The organism is Micromonospora sp. NPDC000668 (genome assembly GCF_042897975.1).
Classification (GTDB): domain Bacteria; phylum Actinomycetota; class Actinomycetes; order Mycobacteriales; family Micromonosporaceae; genus Micromonospora.
Genome location: NZ_JBIAYP010000006.1, coordinates 443,410 through 459,761, shown reverse-complemented (window position 1 = coordinate 459,761; position 16,352 = coordinate 443,410). Strand labels below are relative to the sequence as shown.

13 protein-coding genes and 1 pseudogene are annotated in these 16,352 nt (G+C 70.6%); 9 read left to right on the top strand and 5 right to left on the bottom strand.

What is annotated here, in order from left to right; all coding sequences use genetic code 11:
* Positions 1-38 precede the first annotated feature (38 nt).
* From ACFY29_RS29695 to ACFY29_RS29680, 4 genes are all read left to right on the top strand, one after another.
* Positions 39-1,103 carry a hypothetical protein gene (locus ACFY29_RS29695; protein WP_386991429.1) on the top strand — a complete coding sequence of 355 codons (1,065 nt, stop codon included), beginning with the start codon at positions 39-41 and terminating at the stop codon, positions 1,101-1,103.
* A 215-nt stretch (positions 1,104-1,318) separates the two neighbouring features.
* Positions 1,319-2,998, top strand: a complete 1,680-nt coding sequence (locus tag ACFY29_RS29690) for a hypothetical protein (RefSeq protein ID WP_386991427.1) — start codon at positions 1,319-1,321, stop codon at positions 2,996-2,998.
* On the top strand, positions 2,995-4,560 hold the full coding sequence (locus tag ACFY29_RS29685; RefSeq protein WP_386991425.1) for a hypothetical protein: 1,566 nt from the start codon (positions 2,995-2,997) through the stop codon (positions 4,558-4,560). The genes ACFY29_RS29690 and ACFY29_RS29685 overlap by 4 nt, the downstream gene beginning before the upstream one ends.
* A gap of 14 nt (positions 4,561-4,574) precedes the next feature.
* A complete protein-coding gene (locus tag ACFY29_RS29680) occupies positions 4,575-7,358 on the top strand; it encodes a hypothetical protein (RefSeq protein ID WP_386991424.1) in 2,784 nt (927 codons plus the stop codon).
* Between the two features lie 14 nt (positions 7,359-7,372).
* Here ACFY29_RS29680 and ACFY29_RS29675 read toward each other — a convergent pair whose 3' ends face one another.
* Together ACFY29_RS29675 and ACFY29_RS29670 are read right to left on the bottom strand one after the other, a co-directional pair.
* Positions 7,373-8,155, bottom strand: a complete 783-nt coding sequence (locus ACFY29_RS29675; protein WP_386991422.1) for an alpha/beta fold hydrolase — start codon at positions 8,153-8,155, stop codon at positions 7,373-7,375.
* A gap of 98 nt (positions 8,156-8,253) precedes the next feature.
* The gene (locus tag ACFY29_RS29670; protein ID WP_386991421.1) at positions 8,254-9,849 is read right to left on the bottom strand and encodes a beta-N-acetylhexosaminidase; all 1,596 of its coding nucleotides are present in this window, start codon (positions 9,847-9,849) and stop codon (positions 8,254-8,256) included.
* Positions 9,850-10,072: 223 nt separating this feature from the next.
* Here ACFY29_RS29670 and zwf point away from each other — a divergent pair, with 223 nt between their 5' ends.
* Positions 10,073-11,452 carry a glucose-6-phosphate dehydrogenase gene (gene zwf / locus ACFY29_RS29665; protein ID WP_386991420.1) on the top strand — a complete coding sequence of 460 codons (1,380 nt, stop codon included), beginning with the start codon at positions 10,073-10,075 and terminating at the stop codon, positions 11,450-11,452.
* 60 nt (positions 11,453-11,512) lie between these two features.
* On the opposite strand, the gene ACFY29_RS29660 is transcribed toward zwf, so the two are convergent.
* Complete coding sequence (locus ACFY29_RS29660) at positions 11,513-12,100, bottom strand: TetR/AcrR family transcriptional regulator (protein WP_328416619.1); 588 nt, start codon at positions 12,098-12,100, stop codon at positions 11,513-11,515.
* A 112-nt stretch (positions 12,101-12,212) separates the two neighbouring features.
* On the opposite strand from ACFY29_RS29660, the gene ACFY29_RS29655 reads away from it, so the two are divergent.
* Entirely contained in the window at positions 12,213-12,590 is a 378-nt protein-coding gene (locus tag ACFY29_RS29655) for a DUF4267 domain-containing protein (RefSeq protein WP_386991418.1), read from the top strand.
* Positions 12,591-12,594: 4 nt separating this feature from the next.
* Complete coding sequence (locus ACFY29_RS29650) at positions 12,595-12,957, top strand: hypothetical protein (protein WP_386991416.1); 363 nt, start codon at positions 12,595-12,597, stop codon at positions 12,955-12,957.
* 70 nt (positions 12,958-13,027) lie between these two features.
* Here the strand turns inward: ACFY29_RS29650 and ACFY29_RS29645 are convergent, their stop codons facing one another.
* The gene (locus ACFY29_RS29645; protein ID WP_386991414.1) at positions 13,028-13,747 is read right to left on the bottom strand and encodes a VOC family protein; all 720 of its coding nucleotides are present in this window, start codon (positions 13,745-13,747) and stop codon (positions 13,028-13,030) included.
* 227 nt (positions 13,748-13,974) lie between these two features.
* Between ACFY29_RS29645 and ACFY29_RS29640 the strand changes: the two genes are divergently transcribed.
* A complete protein-coding gene (locus tag ACFY29_RS29640) occupies positions 13,975-15,396 on the top strand; it encodes an OFA family MFS transporter (RefSeq protein WP_386991413.1) in 1,422 nt (473 codons plus the stop codon).
* Positions 15,393-15,518: a hypothetical protein gene (locus ACFY29_RS29635; RefSeq protein WP_328416631.1), complete on the top strand. Its 126-nt coding sequence runs from the start codon at positions 15,393-15,395 to the stop codon at positions 15,516-15,518. The genes ACFY29_RS29640 and ACFY29_RS29635 overlap by 4 nt, the downstream gene beginning before the upstream one ends.
* 45 nt (positions 15,519-15,563) lie before the next feature.
* Here ACFY29_RS29635 and ACFY29_RS29630 read toward each other — a convergent pair.
* Positions 15,564-16,238 (bottom strand): annotated as a pseudogene (locus ACFY29_RS29630) (SDR family NAD(P)-dependent oxidoreductase); the annotation flags it as partial.
* Between the last annotated feature and the right edge of the window lie 114 nt (positions 16,239-16,352).

Genomic DNA, 16,352 nt, shown 5'->3' with positions numbered 1-16,352 from the left:
GGTGAGCACACACCACAACACACCGCCTGGGAGCACAGATGATCAGGATTGCTCGGAGCAGCGTCCTGGCCGTCCTCACCGCCGCCGCCCTCACCGCGACGCTGGGGCTGCCCGACGTCGTCACGGCCGCGCCGAACCCCAGGAAAGTCCGGGTCTGCGCGCTGCGACCGCTGCCGCTGCCGGCCGATCTGAACGGTTACGCCCGGGTGGTCGACCCGACCGGTCGGTTCACCGCCGGCGTCGGCTACCGGGTCACCGACGACGACCGCCACCCGCTGCTGCTGCTCTGGGACGGCCTGGCGCGCCGGGACGGCCCTCCGCGCCGGCCGCTGGTCTGGGACGAGCCGCGCCTCACCATCGTCCCGACAGAGGCGGAGCTTCAACTCGCGAGCATCAACCGGCACGGCGTCATCATCGGCAGCGGTTTCGTCGACAACTCCCACCGGCCGTGGCGCTACCGCAACGGCCAACTGGAGTGGCTACCCATCCCGCCGACGGTCTCCGGCGCCTCGGCGCAGGGCATCAACTCCCGCGGCGACATCGTCGGCAGCGGCGCCGTCGAGGAGACCGAGACGTCCCTGCCGCTGCTCTGGCCAGCGGACCGGCCGGGTGCCGTCGAGGTGATCGACGCCCCGCCCAACGCCGGCGCGACGGAGATCCTCGACGACGGCACCATCGTCGGCAGCGCGGGAGGCTCGGGCGGTTCCCTGAGCTCCGGTTGGGTACGCCGCCCGGACGGAACGACCGTCCTGCTCACCGCGCCCGCTGCCCGGTGGTCCACTGTCTTCGCAGCCCAGGGAGACTGGGCGGTCGGCAGAATCGGCGCCGGCAGCCCGTACGAGGACAGCACCTCGGTGCGCTGGAACCTGCGGACCGGGCTGGCGGTCGCGGTCAACCCCGCGCTGGGGCCGGCATCCGACGTCAACGCCCGAGGCACGGTGCTCGGCGACCGAGCGGTCGACCACGACGGCCGCATCGTCCCGCTGCGCGGCGCCATCCCCGACGTCCTGATCATCTTCGGCTGGGCGATCGCCGACGACGGCACGGTCGTGGGCTCCACCAACGGCACCCGGCTCCGCCCGGCGCGCTGGATCGGCTGCTGACGAGCCGGATCACCTGTCCCCCGCCCCGGGCCGAAACGACTCGCAGCGGATGCGGGGCTGCGGGCGACCACACTGGCGCAGATAGACACAGATAGACGTCCTTGCCAGGGCGGTCCCCCGGGTGGTCGGGGTCCCCCGGGTCTTGTACCAGGTCCGGATTGACGGCTGGCGCATCGACGACAGTGTTGAAGTTCGATGCGGGCTAGCCTCCAGCCATGGGCGACGCCGCCAACCTGGAAGCCGCCGGTGCTGCGGTACGGCACCTGAGCGGGCTGCTGGCGGACGTCTGGTTGGCGGTGGACGCTCCGGACCACGTCGGTGGGCGCTGGATGGAGATCTGCCGTGGGTCGCCGGTCGACCCGGTGTTCGTGTGCATCGACGCCATGAGCAACGTGCTGCACGTGCGGTACCTCGACCCGGCGAACCTCTCCATCGTCTACCTGCCCGGCTGGTACTACGAGGTGGCGACGGCCGCCTCGCTGGGCCGGCCGCTCGACCCGTCCGCCGTGACCGTGCTGGATTTCCCGACCGCGCGTCCGCTCGCCTTCGACCTGACCGTCGAACACAGGATCGGGGGTGCGGCGGAGACCGTCACACTCCCCCAGGGCCGCGAGCCGGTCGAGTACGAGCCACTCCCCTTCGGGTACGCGTTCGCGCCCGCGCGCGGCTTCGGTATCACCGATGCGCCGGCGGGCACCGACCCGGCGACGGACCTGTCGGCGATCTTCCACTGGAGTGCGATGTCGCTGCGGGTCGCCGCGGCGCCGGGCGTCACGTTCGAGCAGCGGCCGCTGCTGGGCGAGGTCGCCCTGGGCGTCGTCCGGGCGGCCTACCGTCCGGGTGACGGCACCGTCACCTGCGATCAGGCGCTGCGCTTCGAGTTCGAGCGGCACCGTCATCCGATGACGGTGCCGCCGCTCGGCGCGCCGTTGCGTGCCGTACCGCTGGCGGAGCCGGACATCGTCGCGAACGCCGTCGCCATGGGCCGGGCACTCGGCGAGCCGCAACCCGTGGCGGTGCAGGAGACCTGCCCGGACGGCGTCGACCTGGTGCTGATGAAGCCGGACCCGCGCCGGCTGCCTCGGGGAACCCCGTGGAGTTGGCAGCCGAACTGGCTGGTCGAGACGGCGAAGGTCGTCGATGATGCCGTGTTCGCGATGTTGATGAGCCTGCTCGACACCTACGTCCAGTGGCTCGGCGGGTTGCCGGAGGCCGCACCCGTATCGATCCGCATCCGCGTCGATCCGGCGAGTGCGGAGGACCGCTTCGCCTATCGACTCGAATTTCTGGACGTGGACGGCGAGGTGTCGCCCGAACCGCCGGACACGACTGCGGCCTTCGCGCCGTGCTTCCGGTTGACCGTGGTCCGCACCGAGAACGTGCGGGTCGTCCTGGACCTGCCCCTCGGTGCGGCGGGTGATTCGGACATCGACGGTGTCGTCCAGTACCGCGAGAAGGTCGTCACGCATGTCGACGACGTGCCGCTGCTGATCGCCGACGGCGAGGTTGGCGTCGAGGCCGACCTGGAGGCACGGCCGGCGACGATCGAGGAGTTGGTCCACATCGTCGTGGCGGTCGGCGAGTTCGTTCCGTTTCCGCCCCTGCAGGTCATGTACGACCTACGTGACCTGGGCAGCGTGGCGGCGTACGTGCTGACCGGGAAGAATCTCTACGGCGAGCCGATGGGCGGCCTGGAGGCGGCGATCACCCTCGGTGGTGTGCTCCTTCCCGAGGTCGCCGAACGGGCGGTCGGCTCGCTGCTCGCCTCGGGCCGGCGGGTCACGACCCTCGGCGACGATCCCGGCCGGCGTCTGCGGGAGGCGGCGGAGGCAGTGGTGCCCGGCGACGCGGCGTTGGCCCGTTCGCTGGTCGAACGCGTCGAGGACCAGCCATGACGCGGGTGCCGGCCAACGCCGGCCTGTCCGTACCGGAGCGGCTCGCACTGCTGGGCCAGTTGCAGCGCATGACTCCCCAGGCCCGGGCGCTCCTGCGGCCGGACGTCCCGTCGCCTGCGTTCCTGCGCGATCCCGAGCAGCTGATCGACCGGTCCGGGGTCTGTTTTCGGTCCGGTTTTCTGCAGCATGCCTTCGAGGCGGCGCGCCGGGACTTCCCGGGCATGTCGATGGAGGGGTTCCTGGCCGCCGCAGGTCAGGGGTCGCTGCTGTCCGGTGTGGTCGACGCGCTGCTCGGGGAGGCGTCCGCGACGCTGCTGCGTACGTCGGATCCGGCGCGCTACGTCGATGCCCTGCGGCGGGCGTACGCCGATTTCCGGACGGTGTCGACGCCGTTCGACGGCGGGGTGTCCTATGGGTCCTACCGCTACCACGAGGGTTTTCACGTCGAGTTGCCCGACGATCTGAACGTCATACCGATGAACGCTCCGGTCAGCCCGGGCCTGCGCTACCCGGCGTACGGCGCGGTGGTCACCGGCCGGGGCAACCGCTCGATCGGCACGGTGCTGGCGTCGCGGGTGTGGGACCGGGAGATCCCGTTGACCGCGCGGGGTCCGGAGCTGTTCCGGGAGCTGCAGGTGCGGAGCTCGGACGAGTTGCACGCCTGGGACTACGACCCCGACCTGCTGATGTCCGAGGTGCAGATCGCCCACATGATCTCCACCGGGGACGCCCCGATCTACCGTTTCTCGTTCGAGACGGGGCCGCCCAGCGCCCGGACGGTCACGCAGGCGCGTTGGGAGCTCGCGGCGCGGTTGGAGGACGAGCGGATCCTGACCGGCGACGACGCCGAGCTGCAGCGGTTGTGGGATCACCATGGTCGTAGCGCGACCGCGCCGCGCGGGGGTCCGCTGGACGTGCGCAGCCGCTACGGCCGTGATCCGTACTACCGGCTGTCCCGCGATGAGTTGTTCGAGACGGCCATGCGGCTTCCGTCGGCGCGGAACGTGGCCATCCGTGTCTACGAGTGGGAACACGCGAGGCCTCAGCGGTTCATCAAGGAGATGCAGCGCTGGGTTCGGACGTTGCGGAAGAAGCTCGACGAGGATCTGTGGAGCAGCCGGCTGTCGATGCTGACCGGGGCGAGCGAGCCGGCCAATCTGCACCTGCTCTCCCCACGGGATCACGCGCTGACCGACCTCTACGCCGGACGCATGATGGGCGGCATGACCCGGCTGGACCGCTGGGGTAACCGCGTGGTCCCGACCGTCGCGGAAGAGGCCGACTACGACTATGCGGCGCGCGCGCAGGACTACACGTCCACGTACGGCGCGACCGCGGAGCCGTTTCCCCTGACCGACATCGCCCGGGTGACCGAGCCGGTCATCGCGTTCGACCAGCGGACCCTGGCCGAGCTGATGGCCGCGCTGCGGGACGACGAGTGGCAGCGGGCGCTGGCCTCGACACCCGAGGCGGCCGGGGCCTGGAACGAGCTCGTGCGACGACTCAACAGCCAGGTCGACCGGTACGGCATGCCGACCGCGCTGCGCCTGCCCCAACTCTGACTGGAGGATCGGCCATGCCGGCAACACCAGAGGCCACGCTCCGTTTCGTGCAGTTGCGCCGGGCGGGTGACCCCGCGGGTGCTGAGGACGGCGCCTGCTCCACTGGACCGAAGGTCATCGGACCCGTCCTCGACTTCCGCGACGACTGGTCACCGCCGGTCAGGAATGCGCTGGCCAGCCGCGACGTCGAGCAGGCCTGGGCACTGTACGACGCCCGGAGGAAGGAGCAGGACGACGCGATCGAGGACCTCGGTCGGTTGGCTCTGGCCCTGTTGCGGCGGGCCGCCGTCGACTCCAGCCTCACCGTCGGGAAGCTGCGTCAGGTCATCACCGGGTGGGCGGCCGAGCGGCAGGTGACCGAGGAACAGCTGCGCGGTCCGACAGCCGCCCTCACGCGCTGGACCGTGGACATGACCGCCCTCGGCCGGTTCCTGGGTCGGCCGCGCGGCGTGGCGTCGACCGTCCTCCTGCGGCTGCTGCGCGGCATCACCCTGATCCGTCTCGCTGGCAGCGACGCCGAGGACGTTTGCCTGGTCCGCTCGCTGATCGGTGGCCGCGACCTGGAGTTGCCGCCGGCACCGAAGCCGGCGCCGCAGTTCGACGCCGACGTCGGCTACGCCCAGCACTTCGGAGACCTGGCCGTTCACGCCGGTCGTCTGCTTGCCCGGGCACGCGTCACCGGTAATCCGGATCCGACACTCGCCGACGTCCAGGCGGCCGGCTTCGCCGACCTCGTCCCGGCCATCGAGGCGGCGTCCCGCGCCGCCACCGAACTGGGCGTGCCGGCCACCGCCACGCTGCGCGCCCTGCGCAAGCTGTTCGACACCGAACGCGAGGCTGCCCGCCGTCGTGCGGACCGGCGGGCTGAGGCGATGGATCCGGGGCGGCTGGTCGAGAGCGGGCCCGTCGTCGTCGGTGACGACATTGAGTACGTTCCGCCACGGGTTCCGGTGCTGAGCGCGCAGGCGCGGGTCGTCGGCCGCGGCGACCTCATGGTCATCCGGACCGTGCATCTGCGCTACGAGTTCGGCGAGATCTCGCACGTCGAGAATGTGCTGGCCAGCGAGGTACGCGGTCGCACCCACGTGGTCGACACCAGCACCCGGGAGTCGGTCACCACGTCGACGCAGTCGATCGCCGAGACCACCCAGGAGCTGGAGACCACGGAGCAGAACAGCCTCGACCGGGCGCTGACCACCGCTGCCACCCAGAGCACCTCGATGTCGTTGGGGGTCAGCGTCTCGGGCGGTTTCGGCCCGGTTCAGGCCGGCGTCGACATCAACGCCGACCGGTCCACGACCACCGCGAGCAGCATGAGTTCGGCCGTTTCGTACTCCAAGACCCTCACCGAGCGGGCTTCCGAGCTGCTGCGCAGCGAGGTTTCCGAGCGCCGCGCCATCACCAGCACGACCCGGGTGACCGAGACCAACGATCACCGGTTCGACAACGCCGACGGGTTGGCGAACATCACCGGCGTCTACCGCTGGCTCACGAAGGTCGACCAGGCTCAGGTTTACAACTACGGGGAACGGCTGCTGCTCCAGTTCATCGTGCCTGAGCCGGCCGCCGTGCTGGTCCACCTGGCGCAGCAGAGCAGCGACGAGGGTGCGGTCGCGAAGCCGGCCGGTTGGTTCCTCGACGTCGCCGACCTCAATGAGGAGAACTACGCCGAGAAGGCGGCGCGCTGGGATGTGGTCGGCGTCGAGCCACCGCCCGAGCCGGAGGTGTCGGCCACCGTCACGTTCGCCGACCCGCCGGCGCGGCCGTTCGACTACGCCCAGAACTCCACTGACAAGTCGCAGCCGGAGTGGGGTTACAGCTCGTACGTCGGTGAGGTTATGGTGCCGTCCGGCTACGAGGCCACCGAGGCGTACGTGACCACCACCTGGGGGCTGGTGGACGGCGAGTACACCGCGGAGGAGGGCAGCCCGCCGCAGGCTGTGCAGATCGCGATCGGTGAGAAGCGGGTCAGCAGCAACGACGGCGGTGACGGCCAGATGCACGTCCCGCTCGACCAGGTGCTTCCCGGGCCGCTGCCCGTCGGGATCAGCGCCGATCAGCGTGGTGGTCTCACGGTGGTGGTGCGGGTGCGTTGCGAACGCACCACCGCCGCGTACGAGGCCTGGCGGCTGCGGGCGTACGAGGCGATCCGGGCCAGCTATCTGACGCAGTTGGCGGCCTACGACAACGACCAGCGGCTGCGGCTGGCCCGCGCGGTGTACCGGTCCGAGCAGCCGTCGGAGATGAACCGGCGGGTCGAACAGTTGGAGTTGAAGCGGGCCTGCCAGAGTGTGCTCTTCGGCCACGAGTTCGACCAGTTCGGCAGTCTGACCTTCCCGGCTGACGAAGCCCCGCGCATCAACCGTCTTGAGATCACCGCGGAGGCGGACCAGATCCAGTTCGGTGAGGACCTCTTCGACTGGGAGAACATGGTCTACCTGTTCTACCCGTACCAGTGGGCCGGCCGGGAGCGGTGGGCGACGCTGCGTACCCGGACCAGCTCGGACCTTGTTCATGAGGCGTTCCTGCAGGCCGGTGCCGCCCGGGTGACGGTGCCGGTGCGTGCCGGCTACGAGCATGCGGTCGGGAGGTACCTGGAGACGTCGCAGATCCCGGTGCTGACGCCGCGCCCGTGGCGGGACGGCAGGAACCCGTACCCGCCGATCGAGGACCTGATCGGCGACGCCCTCGACCGCCCGGGTGAGGAGGTCGCCGTCGACGAGCCTTGGGAGGTCTGCACCCCGACGGCGCTGATCTGTCTGCAGACGGGATCCGAGCTGAATCCGGAGCCCGCGTGACCGACGGGCTGTCCTCATGTGCGGGTTCGGTGCAGCCAGTCCTGGGTGAGTGACCGCAGCAGCGTGGGTTGTTCGAACGGGAGGTAGTGCCCGGCCGCGTCGATCGCGGTGAAGGTGCCGCGGGGATAGTGGCGCATGGCGTGGAACTGGTCGGCGTACCCGACGATGCCGTCCTGTCGGCCGGTGATGACGCTGACCGGACCGTCGAAGGCGATGTCGGCGTCCTCGTCGGGAAGGGCGTAGTCGGTGCCCGCGCGGAGTTCTTCCTGGAACTTCTCGTCGCCGGGGCCGCCGGACTCCAGTGCCGCGAGCACCGTCGCGACGACAGCCGGCGTGCGGTGACCCAGCGCCACGTCGAGGTGTGCCCGCAGTCCGGTGGGGGCGGCGTCGAGCCAGCCCGGGGGCGCGGCGGGTGGATCGAGCTCGGGCAGGGTCCGGCTTGCTGGCGCGATGGTGACACCCGGGCAGACGAGGAGGAGACCGCGGACAAGCTCGGGCCGCTGGCGCGCTATCCCGGCGGCCAGGTAGGCGCCGTAGGACGCACCTGCGAGCAGGACCGGCGCGTCGACGTGGCGGTCGAGCCAGGCGCATACGGTGTCCAACACGGCCTGGGAGGCGGGCTGGCAGGTCACTGGGGAGTCTCCGTGGCCCGGCAGATCCACGTACACCTCTCGCAGGCCGGCGCCCGCGAACGCCGGGCCGAAGGCTGCGGCCGTGGCGGCGCGCGTCGTGCTGAACATGGGAAGGCAGACGACTGCCGGTCCGGCTCCCGCTGACTCGTCAACCGCCAGGCTCATGTCGGGATCCTAGCGAGCGTGTTCGTCATCGGCGCCGCCCCGGATGTGGGTGGGCGTGCGCGGGCGCCCGGGCCGGACCCCCGCGCACGCCCATCCGGTCAGAGCCAGGGCACCTGCGGGGACGGGTAGAAGTCGACCTCCTGCAGCCGCCAGCGGGGCGCCTGCTCCCCCAGTCGCGTCCGGAACGACTCCCAGTTGTGGCTGGCCGCCGTGGACCAGCCGAGTTCGGCGATCGCGGGCAGGCGTGGGAAGGCCATGTACTCGATGTCGTCCAGGGTGCGCAGCGTCTCGGACCACAGCGGCGCCTCGACGCCGAGGATCGCGTCCTCGCCGACGCCGGTGACCCGGGTGGCCGGATCCCAGCCGTACGCGTCGGACACCTCGATGTAGCCGGCCCAGCGCAGCCCGAGGCGGGTGTTGGCGTCGTACTTCATGTCCAGGTAGGACTTGCTCGCCGGCGACATGACCACCTTGTTGCCCCGGGCGGCGGCCTCGGCCAGGTCGGCGTTGGTGGTGCCGGTGCCCCAGAACTGCGCGACGACGTCGGTCGGCGGGTCGGCCTGCGCGACTTCGTTCCACCCGGAGGCGCGCTTGCCGTACTTGGCGACCAGTGGGAGGACCCGGTTCATGAAGGTGCGGTAGTCCTCGTCGGTGGTCGCGTGCGCCTCGTCGCCGCCGATGTGCAGGAACGGGCCGGGCGTGATCTCGGCAAGCTCGCGGATGACGTCTTCGACGAACCGGTAGGTCAGGTCGTCGTTGATGCACAGCGAGCTGTAGCCGACCGCCGTGTCGGTACGCGGGGCCGGTGCGACGCCGTCGCAGTTGAGTTCGGGGTAGGTCGACTGGGCGGCGTTGGTGTGCCCGGGCATGTCGATCTCGGGAACGATCGTGATGTGGCGGGCGGCGGCGTACGCGACCACGGCCTTGTAGTCGGCCTTGGTGAGGAACCCGGGGCCGACGCCGTCGACTCCGGTGCCCGGCCCGCCGCCGACCGTGGTGAGCCGGGGCCAGGAGTCGATCTGGATCCGCCAGCCCTGGTCGTCGGTCAGGTGCAGGTGCAGGTAGTTGATTTTGTACTGGCTGAGCAGGTCCACGTACGCGGTGATCTCGTCGACGGTGTGGAAGTGCCGGGCCACGTCGAGCATCGCTCCGCGGTACGCGAAGCGGGGGTAGTCCACGATCCGTCCGCCGGGCACCGTCCAGGTGACCCGCTGCCGGTCGGGTGCTTCGATCTGGGCGGGTAGCAGTTGACGCAGCGTCTGCGTGCCGGCGAACAGCCCGGCCGCGGTGTTGGCCCGGATCGTCACGCCGCGGCGGGTCACGTCGAGTTGGTAGCCCTCCGGACCGATCCGTGCGTCCGCGCCCCCGACGACCAGGGCGATCTCGGGCAGCGGAGTCGAACGTACGGGCAGCACGGGCAGCGGGTAGCCGGTGGCGGGGCGCAGGGTTTCGGCGAGTTGCCGTCCTGCCTGCCAGGCGGCGAGCGAGCCGGGCGCGGTGAGGATGACGGTCAGCGGGCTGATCCGGAAGGTGCCGCGGGTGTCGGGGCGGGTCTCCACGGGTGCGGGGACCACGTCGGTCAGCTGCCGGGGTGGGGTGGTCGGGGCGGCGACGGCCGGGGCTCCCGGAAGGATGAACGGCAGTCCGAGTGCGGCTATGACCAGCAGCCGCGTCATGGTGTGTCGGCGACGCACGGATACCTCCAGGCCTTCGTGGCTATCGGTGGTGATCGATCCGATTCGCACGCTACCCGGGGTACGCCGGAACTGTAAACCTTCCTTATTGTGTTCGCCTGGACGGCCGCGCCCACCGGGGCCCTGTCGCCGTCCTCACGCGGGTTGCTCGGGGGGAATTCGAGCGTGGGCCGGGAGGTTCTCCGGTTGGAAGATCAGGTTCACTCAATCGGATGGAAGAACCATGCACGTGCGCTCAGACGCGGTAGTGCTGTTCGGCGTCACGGGAGACCTCGTCTCAAAGAAGCTGTTTCCGGCGCTGTACGAATTGACCAGGCGCGACCGCCTCGACGTCCCCGTGATCGGCGTGGCCCGCTCCCCCTGGGATGACCAGCAGCTCGTCACCACCGCCCGCAAGTCGGTCGCCGAGGCCAACGACGAGGTCGACGACGAGACGTTCGACGCGTTGGCGCGCAACCTCTCGATGATCTCCGGCGACTACGCCGACCCCAGCACGTACCAGCGGCTGGCCGCCCGCCTGCAGGGCGCCGCACGTCCGATCTTCTACCTGGCGATCCCCCCAGCGGTGTTCGGCTCCGTCGTCGAGGGCCTGGCGGCGGTCGGTCTGGCCGAGCGCGGCCGGGTCATCGTGGAAAAGCCGTTCGGGCGCGACCTGGAGTCCTCCCACGAGCTGGACCGCACGCTGCGCGCGGCCTTCGACCCGGAGCGCGTGTTCCGCATCGACCACTACCTCGGCAAGGAAGCCGTCGAAGGCCTCTACGCCTTCCGGTTCGCCAACCGGCTGTTCGAGCCGCTGTGGAACAGCGAGCACATCGACAACATTCAGGTCACCCTCGCCGAGGGCTTCGGCACCCAGGGCCGCGCGGGCTTCTACGACACCGTGGGTGCCACCCGCGACGTGCTGCAGAACCACATCCTGCAGGTCGTCGCGCTGATCGCGATGGAAGCGCCGGTCGCCGACGACACCGACGCGTTCCGCGAGGCGGAGGTCGCGGTGCTGCGGCAGATCGAGCCGCTGTCGCCGGAGTCCACCGTGCGGGGTCAATACGCCGGCTACCGGGACGAGCCGGGCGTACGGCCGGACTCGAACACGGAGACGTTCGTCGCCACCCGGTTGACGGTCAACTCCCCCCGCTGGGCGGGAGTGCCCTTCTACCTGCGGACCGGCAAGTCCCTGCCCGGGACGGCGACCGAGGTCGTGGTCGAGTTCAAGCAGCCGCAGCGGTCCCTCATCCCGGCCGAGGGCGGCGCCGTGGCACCCGCGAACCTACTGCGGTTCCGGCTCGGCCGCGGCGACGGCATCACCATGTCGATCCAGGCGAAGAGCCCGGGCGCCGAGGTGGCCAGCCGTCCGGTTGACCTGTCCGTGGACTTCGGCGCGGCACTCGGGCACCGGCAGGAGGCGTACGAGCGCCTGCTCGACGACGCGATGGACGGGCAGCACCTGCGGTTCGCCCGCGAGGAGACGATCCAGCAGGAGTGGCGCGTCGTCGGACCGATCCTGGATCTGCCGGCGGAGGTGCAGACGTACGACAAGGGCACGTGGGGTCCGGTGGACGCCGACGCGCTCGCCGGCGGCTGGCACGCCCCACACCTGCGGTGACCGTGCCGGGCATGGTGGCGGACGCGGCCAGCTAACGCCTCGGCTCAGATCCCTGGCCTTTCAATTGCCCCCGTTCGGGGTGTCGGCGATCTGAGTGACGAGGAAATCGAGCCGTTCTTCCTGGCCGGCCGGGGGGATGCGGCCGCTGTCGGACAGGACAGCCATGCCGTGCAACGCGCTCCAGATGACTTCGGCGAATAGTTCGCGTCGCTCGTTGTCCGGGCGGAAGCAGCTGACGAACTCGTCGAAAGCGGCCCGTAGCGGGGGCAGTGTCTCGGCGCTCGCGAACTTCAAGTCAGTGGGCAGGACGAACATGGCCTGGTACAGGGCCGGTCGTTCGGTCGCGAACTCCAGGTAGGCGCGGCAGACGGCACGCAGGGCCTGCCCCGGCTCGGGGGCGGCCTGCCGCGCGCGGCGCAGGTGGGCGGCGAGTTCGCTGAAGCCGTCGATGGCGACGGCGCTCACGATGGCGTCCTTGCCGTTGAAGTGGCTGTACAGCACCGGCTGGCTGTACTCGACGCGTTCAGCCAGCCGGCGCGTCGTCACCGCCTCCCAGCCTTCGGCTTCCGCGAGTTCGCGCGCGGCCGTGACGATCAGCTCATGGCGCTGGGCGCGTTCACGCTCACGGCGCTCGTTGATGGCGGACATGACAACATCCTAGCAGCACTAGACATGCTGTCGAGGCTAGGGTTATCGTCGCTACCACTACTAGTGCCGCTAGGAATCGCTGCGGCACTGCCGTCGGGAGGGGACCCAACCCATGCTCACCAACGTCGCCAGCGTGCTCGCCGGACTGATCGGCGCGGGCATCATCTTCATCGGCGCGCGCGCCTTCTGGGCGCCGCAGGCCGCGGCAGGCTTTGGCATCCCCGGCACGCCGACCGAGGATCGGAACTTCCAGGCCTGGCTGACCGTCAAGGCCGTGCGAGACATTGCCTCGGGGCTCTTCATCTTCATCCTGCTGGCTGGAGCGACACCCCACCTGTTGGGTTGGTTCATGCTGGCCGCCACCGTCATCCCCGTCGGCGACGCGCTGATCGTGCTGCGCAGCAACGGGCCCAAGGCGGCCGTTTACGGCATCCACGGGGCCACCGCCGTGGTGATGCTGGCGATCAGCGTGCTCCTGCTCGTCGCGTAACCGCTTGTCACGCCGCTCGGGTCGGGACTCACCGGCCGAGTTGTGCGGCGAACCGGCGGCGTACCGGCGGAATCGCGTTGACCGTGCGCAGCACCGTCCGGAAGGCGAGCAGGAAGCACAGGCCTACTTCACGGCGATGGTCGACGACGTACGTCGCCGCCAGGAAGCCGGCGAGCTCGCGGCCGGCCTCGACCCGGCCTACGTGCTGCTCATGCTGTTCGCGGCGACGCTCGCACCGACGGTGCTGCCCAAGGTCGTCCGCCGGGTGACCAGACTGCCCGCCGACTCGCAGGAATTCCTCGACACCTATGCCGACCAGCTCGGCAAGATCATGGCCCACCTCGCCGGTCCCACGCCGGCAGCCTGACGGCTGGTCAACCGTTCTCGGCGCGCCGAGAGCGGTTGGCGGCGGCCTTGGGCGACCGCCGCCTGAGGCGCTAGGCCAGTGCTGCCGCGATGTCGGCCGAGCTCTGCAGTGCCCCCGTCGCCCGCTCGGTTTCCTCCGTGTTCAGCGCGACCCGGTCGACGCGGGCCAGCATTGTCGCCGCCGTCGCCGGCTCGTTCAGCACCATCGCCACTTCGGCGCGATAGGCGAGGACCTCCACCAGCGCGACCGGGTCGTCGCCGGTCTCGACACGCGCCAACGCACTGTCGAGGATTCGGGCGGCCTGCTGGAAGTCACCCCTGGAATCCCCCTGCACGACAGCGTTCGCCAAGGCTTTGGCGAGCCGTCCAGCCGGCACGGGCGACGGTGTGGGGCTGACAGCCGCGTTCTGAACGACGCGGATCCAGTTGCCTCCCGGGTCGATGACGCTGAACCCGCTCAACCCGTCGTGGTTCTTCCGTGCCCGGGGCCGGGTCATTCGCGGGGTTCCGGAGATCAGCACCTTGCCGTAGGCGGCCCGCATTCCCGCCGCGAATGCCTGGTACAGCTCACCCGTGTCCGACGTCAGCACCAGGCACGAACCGTAGGACTGCTCCGGATCGAACCCGGGCATCTCGAAGAAGTGCAGATGCAGGTCCTCACGCCGCAGGGCCACGTACGGGTTGGGCTTGCGTTGCCGATGCGTGGTTCGGAAACCGAGCACCTCGTAGAACGCGACGATGTCGTCGATGGACGCGCAGGGCAGCAGCGGAACGGTCACCTCGTTGGCCATCCGTTCTTCCTAGCCGCCGTCAACGGACCGTCGCACATGGATCTGGCCGATCGTCGTCCCGGGCCATCCGAAAGGCGGATGCTGCAGCGCGGGGTAGCGCCGCGCGGGGCGGCTGGACCGCTCAGCTCACCGGACCGACCGTCCGGCGATCGTGAGGTTTGCCAGCTCCGCGATGTGTGGGCAAGTGGTGAGGACGTTTCTCGCCCGCTTCGGAGAGGAAGCAGCTGATGCTTTCCGCGCTCGATCGTCGGCACACCGTCGCGCCGCCCGGTTACAGCCGATGGCTCATCCCCCCTGCGGCGTTGGCCATCCACCTCTGCATCGGCCAGGTCTACGCGACCAGCGTGTACAAGAACTCGCTGATTGCCCACTTCGATGCCAGTCAGACCGCCATCGGGGTGATCTTCAGCATCGCGATCGTGATGCTGGGGTTGTCCGCCGCGATCGCCGGGACCTGGGTGGAGGCGAACGGGCCGCGTAAGGCGATGTTCGTCTCCGCCTGCTTCTGGGCGACGGGCTTCCTGGTGGGCTCGCTGGGCATCGCCACGAAGCAACTGTGGCTGCTGTACCTGGGGTACGGACTGCTCGGCGGCATCGGTCTGGGGATCGGGTACATCTCCCCCGTCTCCACGTTGATCAAGTGGTTCCCGGACCGGCCGGGCCTGGCCACCGGGCTGGCGATCATGGGGTTCGGCGGTGGGGCGATGGTGGCCTCTCCCCTGTCCCGGCAGTTGCTGTCGTTCTACGACCCGGGCTACGACCCGGCCAACGCAGGATCGACCGCGTCGGGCAGCGCACTGGTGTGGCTGTTCGTGACGCTCGGCCTGGGCTACTTCGTGATCATGATGTTCGGGGTGGCGAACGTGCGGGTGCCCGCGCCGGACTGGCGTCCCGCCGGGTTCGACCCGGCGACGGTGGCGGCGAAGCCGCTGGTCACCACGGCGAACGTGTCGGCGGCGAACGCGGTGAAGACCCGGTCGTTCTGGCTGCTGTGGGTGGTGCTGTTCTGCAACGTGACGGCGGGCATCGGGATCCTGGAACAGGCCAGCCCGATGATCCAGGACTTTTTCCGGGACAACGGCACCTCGGCGGTGACGGTGGCGGCGGCCGGCGGATTTGTCGGACTGCTGTCGCTGTTCAACATGGCCGGCCGATTCGTGTGGTCGTCCACCTCGGACGTGATCGGGCGTAAGCCGATCTACCTGGTGTACCTGGGTGTGGGCATGGTGCTGTACGCGCTACTGGCCCTGGTCGGGCAGACCGCCACGGCTCTGTTCGTCCTGCTGGCGTGCGTGATCCTGTCGTTCTACGGCGGCGGGTTCGCCACGGTGCCGGCGTACCTGCGGGACCTGTTCGGCACGTTCCAGGTGGGCGCGATCCACGGCCGGCTGCTGACCGCCTGGTCGGCGGCGGGGATCGCCGGCCCGCTGATCGTCAACGGGTTCCTCGACGCCGAGGGTGAGCCGGGCACGTTGACGGCGGCGGCGTACCGGCCCGCGCTGTTCACGATGGTGGGTGTGCTGGCGGTGGGCTTCGTGGCGAACCTGCTGATCCGGCCGGTGCCGCAGCGGTTCCACGAGCCGCCCACCGGTGGGGACGCGGACGAGGGTACGGCGCCGGTGGCGGCGGAGAGGAGTGGCACGCGATGAGCGACGACGGCCGGCACGGGCAGCAGGCCCGGTTGTGGATCTCCTGGTTGGTGGTGGCGGCGCTGCTCGGCTACGGAGTGGCGCAGACGGTGATCACGGCAGCGAAGCTGTTCACCCACTGACCCTCGGGTGGTGCCGCGCTGACGCGGCACCCACCCCAGGTCGGTTCAGAGACCGCCGGAGACGCGCAGCACGGTGCCGGTGGCGTACGACGCGTCCGGGCCGAGCAGCCAGGCGATGGCGGCCGCGATCTCGTCGGGTTCCCCGGCGCGGCCGAGCGGGATGCGGCCGGCGGCGGTGTCGGCGCGGTCGGGTACGCCGGAGTCGGCGTGGATGTCGGTGCGCACGATGCCGGGCGCGACGGCGTTGACCCGGATGCGCCGCGGGGCGAGCTCCTTGGCCAGGCCGACGGTCAGGGTGTCGGTGGCGGCCTTGACCGCGGCGTAGTGCACGTACTCTCCCGGGCTGCCGAGGGTGGCGGCGGCCGAGGACACGTTGACGATGGCGCCGCCGTCGGTCATCCGGCGGGCGGCCTGCTGGGCGCAGAGGACGTAGCCGATGAGGTTGACGTCGACGACCCGGCGCAGGTCGTCGACGCGCAGCTCGGTGAAGGGCCCGATGGGGCTGGTGACGCCGGCGTTGTTGACCAGACCGGTGAGCGGGCCGAGCTGCGCGGCGGCGGCGAACAAGTCGTCGACCTGGGCGGGGTCGGTGGTGTCGGCGCACACCGCGATGGCCTGCCGGCCGGTGGCGTGCAGGTCGGCCAGGACGGCGCTGGCGGCGGCGTGGTCGCGCCGGTAGCACAGAGCGACGTGGTGCCCGGCCGCCGCGAGGCGGCGGGGGGGGGGGGGGGCCCCCCCCCCCCCCCCCCCCCGCGCCCGGGGGGGGGGGGGGGGGGGGGGGGCCCCCGCGGGGGGGGGGGGCGGCGCCCGGCCCCCCCCCCCCCCCCCCCCCCG

Coding starts and splice junctions, on each gene's coding strand:
- zwf (WP_386991420.1), top strand. CDS start 10,073: ATGCACGTGCGCTCAGACGCGGTAGTGCTGTTCGGCGTCACGGGAGAC.
- ACFY29_RS29680 (WP_386991424.1), top strand. CDS start 4,575: ATGCCGGCAACACCAGAGGCCACGCTCCGTTTCGTGCAGTTGCGCCGG.
- ACFY29_RS29675 (WP_386991422.1), bottom strand. CDS start 8,155: ATGAGCCTGGCGGTTGACGAGTCAGCGGGAGCCGGACCGGCAGTCGTC.
- ACFY29_RS29635 (WP_328416631.1), top strand. CDS start 15,393: ATGAGCGACGACGGCCGGCACGGGCAGCAGGCCCGGTTGTGGATCTCC.
- ACFY29_RS29660 (WP_328416619.1), bottom strand. CDS start 12,100: ATGTCCGCCATCAACGAGCGCCGTGAGCGTGAACGCGCCCAGCGCCAT.
- ACFY29_RS29695 (WP_386991429.1), top strand. CDS start 39: ATGATCAGGATTGCTCGGAGCAGCGTCCTGGCCGTCCTCACCGCCGCC.
- ACFY29_RS29685 (WP_386991425.1), top strand. CDS start 2,995: ATGACGCGGGTGCCGGCCAACGCCGGCCTGTCCGTACCGGAGCGGCTC.
- ACFY29_RS29655 (WP_386991418.1), top strand. CDS start 12,213: ATGCTCACCAACGTCGCCAGCGTGCTCGCCGGACTGATCGGCGCGGGC.
- ACFY29_RS29640 (WP_386991413.1), top strand. CDS start 13,975: ATGCTTTCCGCGCTCGATCGTCGGCACACCGTCGCGCCGCCCGGTTAC.
- ACFY29_RS29645 (WP_386991414.1), bottom strand. CDS start 13,747: ATGGCCAACGAGGTGACCGTTCCGCTGCTGCCCTGCGCGTCCATCGAC.
- ACFY29_RS29690 (WP_386991427.1), top strand. CDS start 1,319: ATGGGCGACGCCGCCAACCTGGAAGCCGCCGGTGCTGCGGTACGGCAC.